The sequence below is a fragment of the Kitasatospora sp. NPDC091257 genome (genome assembly GCF_044757675.1).
GTDB lineage: Bacteria > Actinomycetota > Actinomycetes > Streptomycetales > Streptomycetaceae > Kitasatospora > Kitasatospora lactacystinica.
Window position 1 is genome coordinate 1 of sequence record NZ_JBIVVI010000048.1, and the last position, 16,522, is coordinate 16,522.

The 16,522-nt window shown below is 72.9% G+C and carries 15 protein-coding genes; 13 read left to right on the forward strand and 2 right to left on the reverse strand.

All coding sequences use genetic code 11. The annotated features are described in order from the left end of the window. From dacB to folE, 6 genes are all read left to right on the forward strand, one after another. On the forward strand, positions 1-993 hold a 993-nt coding region (gene dacB / locus ACIQOV_RS03985), incomplete at its 5' end, for a D-alanyl-D-alanine carboxypeptidase/D-alanyl-D-alanine-endopeptidase (RefSeq protein WP_401044593.1). 108 nt (positions 994-1,101) lie between these two features. Then, a complete protein-coding gene (locus ACIQOV_RS03990) occupies positions 1,102-2,274 on the forward strand; it encodes a zinc-dependent metalloprotease (protein WP_401044596.1) in 1,173 nt (390 codons plus the stop codon). 283 nt (positions 2,275-2,557) lie between these two features. Then, complete coding sequence (gene tilS, locus ACIQOV_RS03995) at positions 2,558-3,685, forward strand: tRNA lysidine(34) synthetase TilS (protein WP_401044599.1); 1,128 nt, start codon at positions 2,558-2,560, stop codon at positions 3,683-3,685. 71 nt (positions 3,686-3,756) lie between these two features. After that, the gene (gene hpt / locus ACIQOV_RS04000) at positions 3,757-4,311 is read left to right on the forward strand and encodes a hypoxanthine phosphoribosyltransferase (RefSeq protein ID WP_280685463.1); all 555 of its coding nucleotides are present in this window, start codon (positions 3,757-3,759) and stop codon (positions 4,309-4,311) included. A gap of 226 nt (positions 4,312-4,537) precedes the next feature. Further along, on the forward strand, positions 4,538-6,592 hold the full coding sequence (gene ftsH, locus ACIQOV_RS04005; protein ID WP_401044602.1) for an ATP-dependent zinc metalloprotease FtsH: 2,055 nt from the start codon (positions 4,538-4,540) through the stop codon (positions 6,590-6,592). Positions 6,593-6,698: 106 nt separating this feature from the next. Next, positions 6,699-7,304: a GTP cyclohydrolase I FolE gene (folE, locus tag ACIQOV_RS04010; RefSeq protein ID WP_359909368.1), complete on the forward strand. Its 606-nt coding sequence runs from the start codon at positions 6,699-6,701 to the stop codon at positions 7,302-7,304. 25 nt (positions 7,305-7,329) lie between these two features. Here folE and ACIQOV_RS04015 read toward each other — a convergent pair whose 3' ends face one another. Further along, the gene (locus ACIQOV_RS04015; protein WP_401044606.1) at positions 7,330-8,118 is read right to left on the reverse strand and encodes a ferritin-like domain-containing protein; all 789 of its coding nucleotides are present in this window, start codon (positions 8,116-8,118) and stop codon (positions 7,330-7,332) included. Between the two features lie 149 nt (positions 8,119-8,267). Further along, the gene (locus tag ACIQOV_RS04020) at positions 8,268-9,446 is read right to left on the reverse strand and encodes an alpha/beta hydrolase (RefSeq protein ID WP_401044609.1); all 1,179 of its coding nucleotides are present in this window, start codon (positions 9,444-9,446) and stop codon (positions 8,268-8,270) included. Between the two features lie 353 nt (positions 9,447-9,799). On the opposite strand from ACIQOV_RS04020, the gene ACIQOV_RS04025 reads away from it, so the two are divergent. The 7 genes from ACIQOV_RS04025 (at position 9,800) to ACIQOV_RS04055 (ending at position 16,360) form a co-directional block, all read left to right on the forward strand. Further along, the gene (locus tag ACIQOV_RS04025) at positions 9,800-11,641 is read left to right on the forward strand and encodes a phosphatidylglycerol lysyltransferase domain-containing protein (protein ID WP_401044612.1); all 1,842 of its coding nucleotides are present in this window, start codon (positions 9,800-9,802) and stop codon (positions 11,639-11,641) included. Positions 11,642-11,725: 84 nt separating this feature from the next. After that, entirely contained in the window at positions 11,726-12,607 is an 882-nt protein-coding gene (folP, locus tag ACIQOV_RS04030) for a dihydropteroate synthase (protein WP_401044615.1), read from the forward strand. A 28-nt stretch (positions 12,608-12,635) separates the two neighbouring features. Then, the gene (locus ACIQOV_RS04035; protein WP_359909353.1) at positions 12,636-13,115 is read left to right on the forward strand and encodes a nuclear transport factor 2 family protein; all 480 of its coding nucleotides are present in this window, start codon (positions 12,636-12,638) and stop codon (positions 13,113-13,115) included. A gap of 246 nt (positions 13,116-13,361) precedes the next feature. Further along, the gene (gene folB, locus ACIQOV_RS04040) at positions 13,362-13,721 is read left to right on the forward strand and encodes a dihydroneopterin aldolase (protein WP_359909425.1); all 360 of its coding nucleotides are present in this window, start codon (positions 13,362-13,364) and stop codon (positions 13,719-13,721) included. Positions 13,722-13,764: 43 nt separating this feature from the next. Further along, the gene (gene folK / locus ACIQOV_RS04045) at positions 13,765-14,364 is read left to right on the forward strand and encodes a 2-amino-4-hydroxy-6-hydroxymethyldihydropteridine diphosphokinase (protein ID WP_359909351.1); all 600 of its coding nucleotides are present in this window, start codon (positions 13,765-13,767) and stop codon (positions 14,362-14,364) included. A 207-nt stretch (positions 14,365-14,571) separates the two neighbouring features. Continuing rightward, complete coding sequence (locus tag ACIQOV_RS04050) at positions 14,572-15,060, forward strand: DUF3180 domain-containing protein (RefSeq protein WP_401044619.1); 489 nt, start codon at positions 14,572-14,574, stop codon at positions 15,058-15,060. Positions 15,061-15,205: 145 nt separating this feature from the next. Beyond that, positions 15,206-16,360 carry a hypothetical protein gene (locus ACIQOV_RS04055; protein WP_401044622.1) on the forward strand — a complete coding sequence of 385 codons (1,155 nt, stop codon included), beginning with the start codon at positions 15,206-15,208 and terminating at the stop codon, positions 16,358-16,360. Positions 16,361-16,522 lie beyond the last annotated feature (162 nt).

Below are 16,522 nucleotides of genomic sequence, written 5' to 3' on the forward strand. Positions count from 1 at the left end.
CTGGTCGGCGGCGGCGATCCGACGCTCACCGCGCTGCCCGCCGACCAGGTGCAGATCGGCGGGCAGCCGGCCGACGCCGACACCGCCCCCGCCTCGCTGGACCTCCTCGCCCGGCAGACCGCGGACACCCTCAAGAGCCTCGGCACCACGACGGTCCGGCTGGACTACGACCTGTCGCTGTACGCGGGCAGCCCGCAGCACCGGAATCACGACGGGCAGAACATCGCCCTGGTGGTCCCGTTGATGGTGGACGAGGGCAGGGTGGACCCGAAGAGCCGGGAGGACGCGCCGGACCGGGTCGCCGACCCGGCGGCCGCGGCTGCCGAGGCCTTCGCCGCCCTGCTCAGGGCCCGCGGCATCACCGTGACGGGCAAGGCCGCCCCCGCCGCGGCGCCCGCCCCCGCCCCGACCGCCTCCGGTCAGGCCCCGCTCGGCGACGTCTTCTCGCCGACGGTCGCCCGGCTGGTGGAGCGCCTGCTGACCACCTCGGACAACCAGCTCGCCGAGGCGATGGCCCGTCAGGTCGCCGTCGCCGCCCACCAGCCGGCGAGCTTCGAGGGCGCCGCGGCGGCCGTCACCCAGGAGCTCACCCGGCTCGGGGTGCCGATGGGCGGCGTGGTGCTCAACGACGGCAGCGGCCTGCACCCGGGCAACGCGATCCCGCCCGCCGTCCTGACCCGGCTCCTCGCGCTGGCCGCCTCCGAGCAGCACCCCACCCTGCGCCCGGTGCTCACCGGCCTCCCGGTCGCCGGCTTCACCGGCACCCTCAACAAGCGCTACGGCTCCGGGTCCGGCGCCGCCGACGCGGCCGGTCTGATCCGTGCCAAGACCGGCACCCTCAACGGCGTCAACACCCTCGCGGGCACCGTCGTCGACGCCGACGGCCGCCTCCTCGCCTTCGCCGTCATGACCCGCACCACCGCCCCCGCCGACACCGCCCGCGCCGCCATGGACCGGGTCGCCGGCCGCCTCGGCGGCTGCGGCTGCCACTGACCCGGCCCCGCCCGTCCCGTCGCGCCGGCCGTGCCGATCGGCCGTCGGGGGAGAGGTCTTGGCGGCGGGTGGCTGCCGTCGGTGGTGGGGAGCACGTACGGTGAGGGCATGACGAGCGCGAGTGGCGGTGCTGACATGGTCGACTGGAACCTCGCGGTCGCAACCGCGACCAGGTTGGTGCGGCCGGGGCCGGAAGTGAGCCGGGAGGAAGCGGCGGCGGTGGTCGCCGAGCTCCGCCGGCACGCCCTGGAGGCGGAGGAGCACGTGCGGGCGTTCACCGGCATGCGTTCGTCCAGCCTGTCCCGGGCCGCGGCGACGCCGGTGCTGGTGGTGGACCGACCCGGCTGGATCCGGGCCAACGTGGCGGGTTTCCGCACGGTCGTCCAGCCGCTGGTGGAGAAGCTCCAGGCGCGTCGGGCGAACAGCGCGACGGCCGGGGTGTTCGGCGCGGTGGGCGAGAAGGCCACCGGGATCGAGGTCGGGGCGCTGCTGGCGTTCCTGTCCACCAAGGTGCTGGGCCAGTACGAGACCTTCGCCCCGGCGGAGCCCCCGCTGGAGGCGCCGGACAGCCCGGCGGCGCTGTTCGACAAACCGCGGCTGGGGCCGGACGGCCCCGGGCCGGGCCGGCTGCTGCTGGTGGCGCCGAACATCGTGCACGTCGAGCGGGAGCTGGACGTCGACCCGTCCGACTTCCGGCTCTGGGTCTGTCTGCACGAGGAGACGCACCGGACGCAGTTCACCGCGGTGCCGTGGCTGCGCGACCACATCCAGTCCGAGGTGCAGTCCTTCCTCTCCGAGACGGACGTCGACCCGGGCGCCCTGCTGGAGCGGCTGCGGGGCGCGGCCGGTTCGTTCGGCGGCCTGCCGGGCGGCGGCAACCGGGAGAGCGCCTCCTCCGGGAACCTGCTGGAGATCGTCCAGTCGCCCGCGCAGCGCGAGATCCTCGGCCGGCTGACGGCCGTGATGTCGCTGCTGGAGGGCCACGCGGACGTGGTGATGGACGGCGTCGGCCCGGCCGTGGTGCCGACGGTCGCCGAGATCCGGGAGAAGTTCCAGCAGCGCCGGGACCGCGGCGCCAACCGGCTCGACCTGCTGCTGCGCCGGCTGCTCGGCATGGACGCGAAGCTGCGCCAGTACCAGGACGGCGCGGTGTTCGTGCGCGGTGTGGTGGAGCAGGTCGGCATGGAGGGGTTCAACCGGGTGTGGACCTCCCCGAACACCCTGCCGACCAAGGACGAGATCCACGATCCGGCCGCCTGGGTGGCCCGGGTGGCCCGCTGAGCGGGTGCTCCTGACGCGGGCGCGCCGTGAGCCGGGCGGCAAGCGGCGCGCGTCGGTCAAACCCGCTCGTACGAGTGGTCCAATCGGCCAGACGACGGGTGAAGAAGCGTTTCTTCATTCACCCGTACGTGGGACGGTGGTCGTACCGGTGGCGCGGGTGGCGTAGCGGGTCGCTCCTTTCTGCCACCATCTGTGAGCGCCCGGTAACAGGGCGCTCATGCGGTGCGCGGTCCCCGCCGCGTCCGCCGCGAGTCCTGTCCCCTCCGACGAGGAGTCTTCCGCCGTGGGCCCTCACCCCGCTGTCGCCGCGATACGCCTGGCCGTTCGCCGTACGCTCACCGACCTCGCCGCCGAGGCCGGTACCACCTCCACCGCGCCCGTGCGCGAGCCCCGCGAGCGCTCGGCCGGGGCGCCGCTGGTGGGTGCCGCGGTCGGCACCACCCTGATCGGCAACGCCGCGCGCCACCCCTCCGGGCTGCCCCGCACCCCGGCCGCTCCCGGTTCACCGCTGATCCTGGTCGCGGTCAGCGGCGGCGCGGACTCGATGGCGCTGGCCATCGCCGCCGCCTTCGAGGCGCCCAAGATCGGCCTGCGGGTCGGCGCCGTCACCGTCGACCACGGGCTCCAGGCCGGTTCCGCCGAGCGCGCCGCCCAGGTGGCCGACCGGCTGCGCACGCTCGGCCTCGACCCGGTGGAGGCCGTCCCGGTGCGGGTCGGCCGCGCCGGGGGCCCGGAGGCCGCCGCCCGGGACGCCCGCTACGCCGCCCTGGACGCGGCCGCCGACCGCCACGGAGCGATCGCGGTGCTGCTCGGCCACACTCGGGACGACCAGGCCGAGACCGTGCTGCTGGGCCTGGCCCGCGGCTCCGGCGCCCGTTCGCTGGCCGGGATGCCCGCCCACAAGGGCCGCTACCGCCGCCCGCTGCTGGAGCTGGACCGGGCCGCCGCCCGGCAGGCCTGCGCCGCCCAGTCGATCCCGGTCTGGGACGACCCGCACAACTGTGATCCCGCCTACACCCGCTCAAGGGTCCGCCACGAGGTGCTGCCGGTCCTGGAGAAGCACCTGGGCGGTGGCGTGGTCGAGGCGCTGGCCCGGACCGCCCGGCTGTTCCGCGACGACGCCGACGCCCTCGACCAGTGGGCCTCGTTGGCCGAACGCGACCTCCGTACGGGCGGCGGCGCCCTGGACGCCGTGAAACTGGCCGAACTGCCGCCCGCGGTGCGCCGCCGGGTGCTGCGCCGGGCCGCGCTGCGGGCGGGCTGTCCGGCCGGGGACCTGTTCGCCCGGCACCTGGAGACGATCGACCTGCTGGTCACCGGATGGCGCGGACAGGGCCCGCTGCACCTACCCGGGGGAGTCGAGGCCACCCGCAGGTGTGGCACGCTGGTCTTTCGGCGGCAGGGCGACTGACGGGCGAGGCATGCCCCGGGGGAGCCGACCGCCGGCCACACATACCCCGAACGTTTGAGGACGTATCCCCGGTGGACCAGAACGACATGGGCGCTGACCTCGCGAAGGTGCTCATCAGCAAGGACGAGATCGACGCCAAGCTCCTTGAGCTGGCCGAGCGCATCGACCGGGACTACGCAGGGAAGGACCTGCTGATCGTCGGCGTCCTCAAGGGGGCCGTGATGGTCATGGCCGACCTGGCCCGGACCCTGCACTCGCAGGTCACCATGGACTGGATGGCCGTCTCCTCGTACGGCATGGGCACCAAGTCCTCCGGCGTGGTGCGGATCCTGAAGGACCTGGACACCGACATCGCCGGCCGTGACGTCCTGATCGTCGAGGACATCATCGACTCCGGTCTGACGCTGTCCTGGCTGCTGGGCAACCTGGGTTCGCGCGGTCCGGCCTCGCTGGAGGTCTGCACCCTGCTCCGCAAGCCGGACGCGGCCAAGGTCGAGATCGACGTGAAGTACGTCGGTTTCGACATCCCCAACGAGTTCGTGGTCGGCTACGGCCTGGACTACGCGGAGAAGCTGCGCAACCTCCCCTTCATCGGCACCCTCGCGCCGCACGTCTACGGCGGCTGAGGTCCCCGTTCGGGCGACGGGCGGGAACAGTGGGCCGTTCCCGCCCGTTGCACCCGGGAGACAGAGAACCAAAGCCGTGTCGCCGTGCTCCCACCATGGGTGGGTCGGACTGCGGTACGGTCCAATAAACCGCTCTTCACATGAGCATCAATTCGGACGCGCCGCGGTCAACAGTCCTCGGCGCCGTTGAGTGGCAGGAGGGACGGGGCGGCAACGCCCCGCATGGATGGACGTCAAGCGATACTTCCGTGCGCCGATCATGTGGATCGTGCTGGCCGTCCTCGCCGTCATCGTACTGATGCAGGTCGTTTCGGACTCGAACGGCTACAAGACGGTGGACACCGGTCAGGTCGTCGCGGCGATCGACGCGCACAACGTCAAGTCGGCGCAGATCACCACCGGTGACTCGAACACGATCAAGATCCAGCTGAAGGACGGCGCCACACTGCCCAGCGCCGGTACGGGCAAGGCCCCGTCCGGCACCAAGTTCCAGGCCTCGTACATCGGCGACCAGGGCGTCGCCATCGCCGACAAGCTGCAGGCGCAGGTCAACGACAAGGACCAGAGCACGCTCGCCGAGGGCTACACGATCAGCCCCGAGAAGCAGAGCACCTTCGTCAGCCTGCTGCTGTCGATGCTCCCGATCGTGATCATCGTCCTGGTCTTCCTGTTCCTGATGAACCAGATGCAGGGCGGCGGCTCCCGGGTCATGCAGTTCGGCAAGTCCAAGGCCAAGCTGCTCACCAAGGACACCCCGAAGACCACCTTCGCCGACGTCGCCGGCGCGGACGAGGCGGTCGAGGAGCTCCACGAGATCAAGGAGTTCCTCCAGGAGCCGGCCAAGTTCCAGGCCGTCGGCGCCAAGATCCCCAAGGGCGTGCTGCTCTACGGCCCGCCCGGTACCGGTAAGACCCTGCTGGCGCGCGCCGTCGCGGGCGAGGCCGGGGTGCCGTTCTACTCCATCTCCGGTTCGGACTTCGTCGAGATGTTCGTCGGCGTCGGTGCCAGCCGCGTCCGCGACCTCTTCGAGCAGGCCAAGGCGAACGCCCCGGCGATCGTCTTCGTCGACGAGATCGACGCCGTCGGCCGGCACCGCGGCGCGGGCCTCGGCGGCGGCCACGACGAGCGCGAGCAGACCCTCAACCAGCTGCTGGTCGAGATGGACGGCTTCGACGTCAAGGGCGGCGTGATCCTGATCGCCGCGACCAACCGCCCCGACATCCTGGACCCGGCGCTGCTGCGCCCGGGCCGCTTCGACCGCCAGATCGCGGTGGAGCGCCCCGACCTCCAGGGCCGGCTGGACATCCTCAAGGTGCACCAGAAGGGCAAGCCGATCGCGCCCGACGTCGACCTGTCGGCCGTCGCCAAGCGCACTCCCGGCTTCACCGGTGCCGACCTGTCGAACGTCCTCAACGAGGCGGCGCTGCTGACCGCCCGTTCGGACAAGAAGCTGATCGACAACGGCATCCTGGACGAGGCGATCGACCGCGTCGTGGCCGGTCCGCAGAAGCGCACGCGGATCATGTCCGACAAGGAGAAGAAGATCACCGCGTACCACGAGGGCGGCCACGCCCTGGTCGCGGCGGCCTGCCAGTACAGCGACCCGGTGCACAAGATCACCATCCTGTCCCGCGGCAGGGCCCTCGGCTACACCATGGTGCTGCCGGAGGAGGACAAGTACTCCACCACCCGCAACGAGATGCTCGACCAGCTCGCCTACATGATGGGCGGTCGCGCGGCGGAGGAGCTGGTCTTCCACGACCCGACCACGGGCGCCTCGAACGACATCGAGAAGGCCACCGCGACGGCCCGGGCCATGGTCACCCAGTACGGCATGACCGAGCGCCTGGGTGCGATCAAGTTCGGCAACGACAGCTCGGAGCCGTTCCTGGGCCGTGAGATGGGCCACCAGCGCGACTACTCGGAAGAGGTCGCCGGGCTGGTCGACGAGGAGGTCAAGAAGCTCATCGACACGGCGCACAACGAGGCCTGGGAGATCCTGGTCGAGAACCGCGACGTGCTCGACAACCTGGTCCTGGAGCTCCTGGAGAAGGAGACCCTGAACAAGGAGCAGATCGCCGAGGTCTTCGCCCCGATCGTCAAGCGCCCGGCCCGGCCGGCCTGGACGGGTTCCTCCCGTCGCACGCCGTCCACCCGGCCGCCGGTGCAGTCCCCGAAGGAGCTGGCGCTCACCAACGGCGCCGCCTCCGTCGAGAGCGCTCCGGTGGACGTCGTGAAGCTCCCGCCGCTGCCGACGGCCGAGCCGCCGACCGAGGGCTGACCCCCGCTCCGTAGGGAATGGATGCCGCGTCACCAGGGTTTGTACCCTGGAGGCGCGGCATCCGTGCTGTTCAGCCAGAGTCTTCCGATACATAAGCGAGGCCCGCATGATCGACCCGGTGACGTTCGACGGTCCGCCCGCCGTCGGTACCTTCGACCAGAAGCGGGCCGAGGACGCCATCCGCGAGCTGCTGCTCGCCGTCGGGGAGGATCCGGACCGCGAGGGTCTGCGGGAGACCCCGGCCCGGGTCGCGCGGGCCTACAAGGAGATATTCGCGGGCCTGTGGCAGGAGCCCGAGGACGTCCTCACCACCACCTTCGACCTCGGCCACGACGAGATGGTGCTGGTCAAGGACATCGAGCTGACCTCGGTCTGCGAGCACCACCTGGTGCCGTTCCGCGGCGTGGCCCACGTCGGGTACATCCCGTCCACCAGCGGCAAGATCACCGGGCTGTCCAAGCTCGCCCGGCTGGTCGACGTCTACGCCCGCCGGCCGCAGGTGCAGGAGCGGCTGACCAGCCAGGTGGCCGACGCGCTGATGCGGATCCTGGAGCCGCGCGGGGCGATCGTCGTGGTCGAGTGCGAGCACATGTGCATGTCGATGCGCGGCATCCGCAAGCCCGGCGCCAAGACCATCACCTCCTGCGTGCGCGGCCAGCTGCGCGACCCGGCCACCCGGGCCGAGGCGATGAGCCTCATCATCGGCCGGTAGGGGCCAGCGGCCGGCCGGGCGGTGCTCAGAGCACCTCGTGCTCCGCGTGCGGCGGGGCCGGGGTGCCCAGCGCGTTGCGGCGCTCCGGCATCCGCAGCGTGACCATCCGGCGCCAGCCGTAGGCGCGGTCGTACAGGTAGAGCACCCACACCCCGAGGGTGACCAGGGCGAGCTGCCAGCGCGGCCAGCGCAGGATCCGGGCCATCCGGGAGGTGACGGCGAGGCCGACGTCCCGGTGGGTGCGGATCTCGCCGCGGGCGCTGGTCTCCAGGGCGTGCCGGATGTACGGGCCGTGGCCCTCGGAGAGCAGCCGCAGCAGCTCCTCGTGGCAGTAGGCGAGGTGGTTGTCCTCGTCGGCGGAGATCATCCGCATCGCCCGGCCGAGGTCGGGGTTGTCCTGGTACACCTTCACCAGCCGGCGCATCTGCTCGGCGGCGCGCTGTTCGGTGACCCGGCTGTGCACGAGGTAGGTGATGATCTCGCGGTCGGTCAGCGGGACGTCGCTGTTCAGCCGCTCGTGCGAGAGGCCGACGCCCTGGCGCTCCAGCAGCATGCAGTAGTCGGCCTCGTCCGGCACCGGCACCTTGGGCAGGCCGCGCTTGTGCAGCAGCTGGGTGAAGATCCGGCCGTGCTTGCGCTCGTCGGCACCGTGCCGGGCCACCTTCGGGGCGAGGACCGGGTCCCGGGTGAGCGTGGTGATCCGCTCGTTCTCCCAGCCGCCCTGGTCCTCGCCGTCGGCCGCGATGCTGCAGAACAGCTGGTACGCCTGGTCGTTCCGGTAGATCTCGTCGAAGAGCGAGCGGGTGCTCAGCACGGTGCCTCCTGCACGGGTCCGGGGCGGTGCCCGGCGGTGGCCGACGGGCGGTCGCGATACGTTCCCCCCGGGCCGCCGGCCGTCCGGGCCGACCGGCGGGTAATCACTCACCTGTCCCAGCCGGGTCCTCGCCGGGGCCTGGCCGGGTCCTAGCCCAGGTGCGAGCCCAGCCATTCGAGGGTGGCCGGGAGCTCCCTGGTCCAGCTGTCGAAGTTGTGCCCGCCGTCGTCCAGGTAGAGCGAGTCGATCGTGAACTGCGGGTTGGCCGCCGCGGCCCGGGTGGCCTGGTCGACGAACTGGACGGTCTGGGGGTAGTCGCCCTCGGTGCGGGTGGAGACCGCCAGCAGGTTGAGCGCCGGGACGGGAAGGTTCTGCAGCCGCCAGCCGAGGTCGTGCTGCTGGGTCAGCGCCTTGTCGCCGTTGAAGAGGTCCCCGCCGGTGTAGTTGTCCTGGCGCACGGTGAAGTCGCCGTGCAGGCTCGCCGCGTTGCCGTAGACGTTCGGGAAGCGCATCGCCAGGCGCAGCGCGCAGCTGCCGCCGGTGGAGTAGCCGAGGGTGCCCCAGGAGCCGGCCGTGCGGCCGACCCGGTAGCTGCTGCGGATGGCCTCGGGCACGTCCTTGACGAACCAGGTCTCGGTGCGCGGCCCGTCGGGGACGTCCACGCACTCGGTGTCCCGGGACGGGACGACGGCCGGGCGGGCCATCACCAGGACGGTCGGCGGCATCCTGCCGGAGCGCTGCAGGTCGATCGCGGTCTGGGCGAACGGGAGCTCGTGCAGCAGGTTCAGCGTGGTGCCCGGGTAGCCGGCGATGGCCAGCAGGACGGGGAAGCGGACCAGGGCGAGCTTCTGGTCGAAGTACGCGGGCGGCAGGTAGACGAACATCTGGTCGGAGAAGCCGGTCTCCTTGCCGCTGACCCGGACCGACTCGATCCTGCCGACCTCCTCGGGCGGGCCCTTCGGCAGGTTGGTGATGGTCTCCAGGCCGCCCTCGGTGGTGGGCTGGACCAGCGCGTCGGAGACCGGGGCGCCGCCCTTGTGGTTCGCGCTGCCGGTCAGCGCGAGCTTGGCGCCGCCCGGACTGAGCAGGTCGTCCCAGGAGGTGTAGAACCCGAAGGAGTTGTTCACCGACAGCGCGAGCACGGCCAGGACCGAGGCCTGAACGACCGTCAGCAGTCCGATCCGGCCGAGCACCGGCAGCGGCCGCTGGGGTGCCAGCCGCGGCCAGACCCACAGGGTCGCGACGACTGCCGCGACGCCGAGTGCGAGCAGCGAGTTCACCAGCGCGTCGCTGGTCAGTTCCATGCCGTCGGCCTTCCGGTGGGACACGGGCGGTGCAGGCTTCATGGTCTGGCGGTCCGTCAGGCCGGGCCACCGCGGCTAGGCCGTCCGGACGCCCGGCGGGCTGGGAAGGGCGGGGGGAACCACAGGCAACCGGCGCCCTAGAATGCGGCGTCCACCGTACGTAACGCGTCCCGGAGGGTCCTGCCGCGCCACGCTGCGGCGGGCCCCCGGCTCCCACCGCCGGCTCAACCCGCAGCGCGACCACGGACCCGGTTTACCGATCGTTTCCGGGTCCTTGGTATGCGCATTGCCTGATGAAGGAATAGGCATGAAGGTCCATCACGCGTCCTCCCCCGGAGTGACAGGACACCGCACCGCAGCCTCTACGCTGAGCTTCCATGAGCGTTCCCGTGTCCGTTGAGCCGAGCCCCGAGCAGCCGCCGCGCCGTCGCCGCGGCCTGCAGACGCTGCGCAACCAGGCGTCCGCCGTCCCGAGGGCCTGGCTCCCCGGAGCGGTCGGCTACGCCTGTCTGCTGATCGGGCTCGTGGACATCGCCAGCGCGGTGTTCCCCAAGCTCCGGCACACCAAGGTGCACACCTTCGCGGGGCAGCTGCCGGGCGGCACCACCAGCCTGGCGGCGGTCGGCGCGCTGATGGTCGGCATCCTGCTGGTGCCGCTGGCGCACGCGCTGCGCCGCCGCAAGCGGCGGGCCTGGCGGGCGGTCTGCGTGCTGCTGCCGGTCAGCGCCGGACTGCACATCGTGCGCTGGCACCAGATCGGCCCGGCGGTCGTCTCGCTGGTGCTCCTCGTCGTGATGCTGATCCACCAGCGTGAGTTCTACGCCAAGGCCGACCCGCGCACCCGCTGGCGGGCGCTGGTCAACCTGGTCGTCATGGGCGTCCTCAGCGTGCTGCTCGGCCTGCTGATCGTGAGCACCCGGACCAAGTACGAGATCGGCCACCCCGGCCTGGCCGAGCGCCTGCAGCACGTCGGGTACGGGCTGTTCGGCTTCGAGGGCCCGGTCCGGTACAACAACGTCCGGATGTCCGACCTGGTCGCCTACCTGCTCGGCGGGCTCGGCCTGCTGACCGCCTTCACCACCGCCTACCTGGCGCTGCGCCCGGGCAAGCCGAAGCCCGAGCTGACCGCGGAGGACGAGGAGAAGGTCCGCGAGCTGCTCGGGCGGCACGGCGAGCGGGACTCGCTCGGCTACTTCGCGCTGCGCCGCGACAAGAGCGTGCTGTTCTCGCCCACCGGCAAGGCCGCGATCTCCTACCGGGTGGTCTCCGGCGTGATGCTGGCCTCCGGCGACCCGGTCGGCGACGTCGAGGCCTGGCCCGGCGCGATCAAGGTGTTCATGGCCGAGGCCCGCGAGCACGCCTGGGTGCCGGCCGTGATGGGGTGCAGTGAGGTCGGCGGCGAGGTCTGGACCCGCGAGGCGGGCCTGGACGCGCTGGAGCTGGGCGACGAGGCGATCGTGGACACCGCCTCCTTCTCGCTCTCCGGCCGGGCCATGCGCAACGTGCGCCAGATGGTCAAGCGGATCGAGCGCAACGGCTACTCCTGCCAGGTGCGCCGGGTCTCCGAGCTCACCGCGGAGGAGAAGTACCGGATCGCCGACGCCGCCGCCCGCTGGCGCGGCACCGACACCGAGCGCGGCTTCTCGATGGCCCTCGGCCGCTTCGGCGACCCGCTGGACGACGACTGCGTGGTGGTCACCGCCCACAAGGCCCCGGAGGAGGGCGAGGAGGGCGACGACCTGAAGGCCGTGCTGCACTTCGTGCCCTGGGGGCCGGACGGCATCTCGCTGGAGCTGATGCGCCGCGACCGCGCCGCCGACCCGGGCCTGAACGAGCTGCTGATCGTCGCCGCGCTGCAGGCGGTGCCCGCGATGGGCGTGCGCCGGGTGTCGCTCAACTTCGCGATGTTCCGCTCGGCGCTCGCCCGCGGCGAGCGGATCGGCGCCGGCCCGGTGCTGCGCGCCTGGCGCGGGCTGCTGGTCTTCCTGTCGCGCTGGTTCCAGATCGAGTCGCTGTACAAGTTCAACGCCAAGTTCCAGCCCGAGTGGGAGCCGCGCTTCCTGGTCTTCCCGAGCACCCGGGACCTGCCGCGGATCGGCTTCGCCGCGATGCAGGCGGAGGCCTTCATCACGCTCGGCATGCCGCGCTTCGGCCGCCGGCGCCAGCGCGAGGGGCTGATGCCGGTCCCGTCGACCCGCGAGGTCACCGAGGCCGCCTGAGGCCCGTCACCGCCCTCCGGGGCCGGCCCGCCGACACGGAACGGGGCCCCCGCCGAGCATCCTCGGCGGGGACCCCGTTCGATAATGGGAAACATGAACGATTCGCCGTCCTTCTCCCTGCCGGCCGGTCTGCCGCGGCTGGAGCGCTGCGCCGTGATGGGCGTGGTCAACGTCACGCCCGACTCCTTCTCGGACGGCGGGATGTGGCACGACCCCGCCAAGGCGATCGCGCACGGCCTCGCGCTGCGGGCCCGCGGCGCGGACCTGGTGGACGTCGGCGGCGAGTCCACCCGGCCGGGCTCGCAGCGGGTGTCCGAGGAGGAGGAGCTGCGCCGGGTGCTCCCGGTGGTGCGCGAGCTCTCCGACGCCGGGGTGATGGTCTCCGTGGACACCATGCGCGCCACGGTCGCCGAGCGCGCCGTCGAGGCCGGTGCCGCGATCGTCAACGACGTCTCCGGCGGCCTCGCCGACCCGGCGATGGCCCGGGTGGTCGCCGAGACCGGCGCGCCCTTCGTGGTGATGCACTGGCGCGGGCAGTCCGCCGACATGTACGCGACGGCGGTCTACGACGACGTGGTGCGGGACGTGGTCGCCGAGCTGACCGACCGGGTGGACGCGCTGCTGGCGGCCGGGGTCAAGGAGGACCAGCTGATCCTCGACCCGGGGCTCGGCTTCGCCAAGACCTCCGAGCACAACTGGGCGCTGCTCGGCCGGCTGGACGCGCTCACCGCGCTCGGCCGTCCCGTGCTCGTGGCGGCTTCGCGCAAGCGGTTCCTGGGTACGCTGCTCGCCGACCCGGCAACCGGGGAACTGCGCCCGGCCCGGGAGCGCGACGACGCGACGGCCGCGGTGTCGGTGCTGTCCGCCCGGGCCGGAGCCTGGGCGGTGCGGGTGCACGACGTGTCCGGCACGGCGGACGCCGTCCGGGTGGTCGCGGCCTGGCAGCACGCGGCGCGGTTGGGGTGAGGGAGGGTCTGTGACAGGTGACGGCAGGTTGAGCGGCGGCACGGCCGGGCGGGCGCGCGAGGCGGACCTGGAGGCCGTGCTCGCGGCGAACAGGGGGCTCTACGAGGCGCTGGAACGGGGGGACCTGGAAGCGGTCGAGGAGGCCTGGCTGGGTGCCGCCGACGCCGACGACAAGGGCGGCGTGGTGTGCGTGCACCCGGGCTGGCCGGTGCTCCGCGGCCGGGCGCAGGTGACCAGGTCGTACATGCTGATCATGATGAACACGGAGTACATCCAGTTCTTCCTGACCGATGTCGAGGCCGAGGTGCACGGTGATGTGGCCCTTGTCACGTGCACCGAGAACATCCTGTCCGGCGGCGAGTCGGAGGAGGAGGGGGAGCTCGGACCGCTGGTCGGCGGAAAGGTCGTGTCGACGAATCTGTTCCGCCGTACCCCGGCCGGGTGGAAGCTCTGGTCGCATCACGGTTCACCCGTTCTGACCAGCGGGGACGACGACGAGGAGAGCTGATTCCGGCGGCCGCGGAAATGCCGTGCCGAAAAGTCGCCGGGAATTTCCGAGTGGTCACCGAACGTTCACGTCAATCGCCATATCGGTGCGCGTGGCGTCGGTTCGTGCCGGGTAGGACGGTCAGGCGTTGTCCGTGCTCGCGGGTAGATTCGAAACGGAGTGGCGGGCGTGCTGCCCGCCTTCGCCCTGCCCGTCCGTGCCTTTCGCCGGGTGGGGCCCGTCCGACTGGGAGCAGTGATTCGTTTGCTGGACCGCGTCACCCTGCGGGGGCTGCGAGCCCGGGGCCACCACGGCGTCTTCGAGCGTGAGCGCGTCGAGGGGCAGACCTTCGTGGTCGACCTGGTGCTGTACCTGGACACCCGCCCCGCCGCGGCCGGAGACGACCTCACCCGCACCGCGCACTACGGGCTGGTGGCGGAGGAGGTCACCGCGATCATCTCCGGGGAGCCGGTCGACCTGATCGAGACGCTGGCCCAGCGCATCGCCGACCAGTGCCTCAAGCACGAAGCGGTCGAGGAGGTCGAGGTCACCGTGCACAAGCCGGACGCCCCGATCACCGTGCCGTTCGACGACGTGACCGTGACCATCCACCGGGGCCGCGCATGACCCCCACCGCGCGCCCGGTATCCGATGTAGAGGACGTTTTCCGATGAGCACCAGCGACCAGACCGCTACGCCGAACGCGTTCGACCTGGAGGACCGGGTGGACTCCGTCGACACCACGCTGCACAGCCAGCGCTGCGCGGTCGTCGCGCTCGGCAGCAACCTGGGCAACCGGCTGGACACCCTCCAGGGCGCCGTCGACGCGCTCGCCGACACCCCGGGGCTGAGGATCAAGGCCGTCTCCGCGGTGTACGAGACGGAGGCCGTCGGCGGGCCGGAGGAGCAGCCGAACTACTACAACGCGGTCGTGGTGCTGCGCACCTCGCTGCCCCCGCGGGACCTGCTGGAGCGCGGCAACGCCATCGAGGACGCCTTCGGGCGGGTGCGGACCGTCCACTGGGGCCCGCGCACCCTGGACGTCGACATCCTGGCCTACGAGGGCGTGCTGAGCGACGACCCGCAGCTGCTGCTGCCGCACCCGCGCTCGCACGAGCGGGCCTTCGTGCTCGCTCCCTGGCTGGACGCCCAGCCGGAGGCCGAGGTGCCCGGGCACGGGCGGGTGGACGCGCTGCTGACCGCGCTGGGCGGCCCGGACGCGCAGGGCGTGAAGCGCCGCGAGGACATCCGGCTGACGCTGCCGGAGTAGGCCCGGGGCCGGGCTCGGAGGGCCGACAGCCGGGCCGACGGCCCAGCCGTCGCCCGGGGAACTCGACCGGGGGCCCGGCCGTACGAGTAGGTGTCCGTCGTTCGCGCGGGTGTCCGCCCGGCCGGGCCCGGTACGGTGGCTTGGCGTCGCCGCGCCGGGCCACCGGGCGGGCGGCCGGTTCTGGTACCCGGGAAGGACCTCCTCCGAGTGAAGCTGCTTCGCCTCCGCCTGCTGATCGGCATCACCGCCGCCACGACGGCGCTGTCCTGGGCCGGCGCCAAGCTGTGGGCCTCCGTGGACACGCTGCCGGCCGTGCCCGCCGCGGCGCCGGTGGTGCTGGCGGCGGTGGCGGTGATCCTGCTGGCGACCGCGCTGTCGCTGCGGGCCCGGCTGAAGGCGGTGCGCGAGCGACAGCCCGGGGCGAAGGGGGTCGACCCGCTGCTGGCGGCCCGGGCGGTGGTGCTGGGGCAGGCCAGCGCGCTGGTCTCGGCGGTGGTCACCGGCGTCTACGCGGGGGCCGGGATCTACCTGCTGGGCGAGCTGGACGTGTCGGCCCGCAAGGACCAGGCCGTGACGGCCGGGCTCGCGGTGCTGGCGGGGGCCGCGGTGATAGCGGCGGCGCTCTGGATCCAGCACGTGTGCAAGTTGCCGGAGAACCACGACGACCCGGGCGGTCAGGCGGCCTCGCACCGCTGAGGTGTCGCTGAGGCGTCGCTGAGCGGCCCTTTCCTCGTGATCTTGGGTGAGAATCCGGGCACGTGCGGTAAGAACCGAACCCTGTCAAGGGCGGAAGGGGACCCTGGGCTGACACGGCCCCAATTCGCACGCTAGTTTCTTGGACATGTCTCGCGGACGCCACCGTCATTCCTCCGTCCTCGGCCGGGCCTTCCCCCCCACCGCCACCGGCGTACTGCTGGTCGCCGCACTGGCCGCTCTGCTTTTCAGTCAGGACACCATCCTGGTGCGCTCGGTGGGCGTCGCGGCGGTGATCGCGACGCTCGGCTTCGCGCTGCTGCTGCGCCAGCGGGACAAGGCGGCCCGGGCGGCCGCCGAGATGTCCGCGGCCCAGCGGATGCGCGCCGAGGAGCGGTTCGAGGAGCAGTTGGCCGAGGCCGAGTACGCGGCGGAGGTCGCCGAGGAGCGGGCCACCCGGTTCGGGCGGCGGCTGACGGCGGAGAAGTCACGGCTGGCGAAGGCCGAGACCGAGATCGCCCGGCTGCTGCGCGAGCGGGCCGTGACCGTCGCCGAGCAGGCGCTCAAGGAGGCCGAGGCGGCCCAGCGGGCGCTCGCCGCGAGCCGTCCGAAGCACCCGGCCAGCCCGGCCGCGTACGTGCGGGCGGCGTCGGTGCTGCGGCACCTGGAGCGCCGCGCGGCGGAGCAGGAGGCGCAGCGGGCGCGTACGGCGGGTGCGGAGCTCGCCCTGCGGGCGCGTGCGGCGGAGCCGGCGGTCGGCACGGCCGTCCCGGCGGTTCCGGCGGTTCCGGCGGTCGCGGTGCCCGCACCGGTGGCCGTACCGGCTCCGGTGGCGCCCTCGGTGCCCACTCCGGGGCAGGCCCCGGTCGCCCAGTCGCCGGTGCGTTCGGAGCCGGTGCGTCCCGAGCCGGTGCGTCCGGCGCTGACCGCGACGGTCGGTCAGCTCGGCGGGACTCCGGCCGTGCCCGCCGCGGCGCCCGCGCCGGGGGAGCGGCAGCGGCCGCGGCCGGCGCAGTCCGGGCAGACGCGCGGGCAGGGCTTCAGCTTCTTCGGCCGCGGCTCGGCCGTTCCGGCGCGCCCGGCGGCCCCGGCGCCGGCGGTGGGCAGCGTCGCCGAGCTGGGGGAGCGCGCCGACCTGGCGGACGTGGTGGGCGACGAGGCGGTGGCCGCGAAGGCCGAGGCCGAGGCCCGGGCGGCGGAGCCGGCCGAGCGGCCCGAACAGGGCGAGCCGACCGTGGTGGACCTGACGCCGGAGGACGAGACCGAGCTGATCGAGCTGCCGGAGCTGCGCGCCTCGCGCTGAGGCGACCGGGCCCCGGAAACGAGAACCGCGGCGCGGGGGGGGGGGCGGGCCCCCCAACCCCCCCCCCCGGGGGGGGGCCCCGGGGGGGGGGGCCACCCCCCCCAACCGGGGGGGGGCCGGCCCGGCCCGCGGGCCCGCGGGGGGGTGGGGGAGGAGGGTGTG

Bases quoted from the DNA above. Each gene is read 5' to 3' on its own strand.
- ACIQOV_RS03990 (WP_401044596.1), top strand. From the start codon at position 1,102: ATGACGAGCGCGAGTGGCGGTGCTGACATGGTCGACTGGAACCTCGCG.
- ftsH (WP_401044602.1), top strand. From the start codon at position 4,538: ATGGACGTCAAGCGATACTTCCGTGCGCCGATCATGTGGATCGTGCTG.
- folE (WP_359909368.1), top strand. From the start codon at position 6,699: ATGATCGACCCGGTGACGTTCGACGGTCCGCCCGCCGTCGGTACCTTC.
- ACIQOV_RS04025 (WP_401044612.1), top strand. From the start codon at position 9,800: ATGAGCGTTCCCGTGTCCGTTGAGCCGAGCCCCGAGCAGCCGCCGCGC.
- folP (WP_401044615.1), top strand. From the start codon at position 11,726: ATGGGAAACATGAACGATTCGCCGTCCTTCTCCCTGCCGGCCGGTCTG.
- folK (WP_359909351.1), top strand. From the start codon at position 13,765: ATGAGCACCAGCGACCAGACCGCTACGCCGAACGCGTTCGACCTGGAG.
- ACIQOV_RS04055 (WP_401044622.1), top strand. From the start codon at position 15,206: ATGTCTCGCGGACGCCACCGTCATTCCTCCGTCCTCGGCCGGGCCTTC.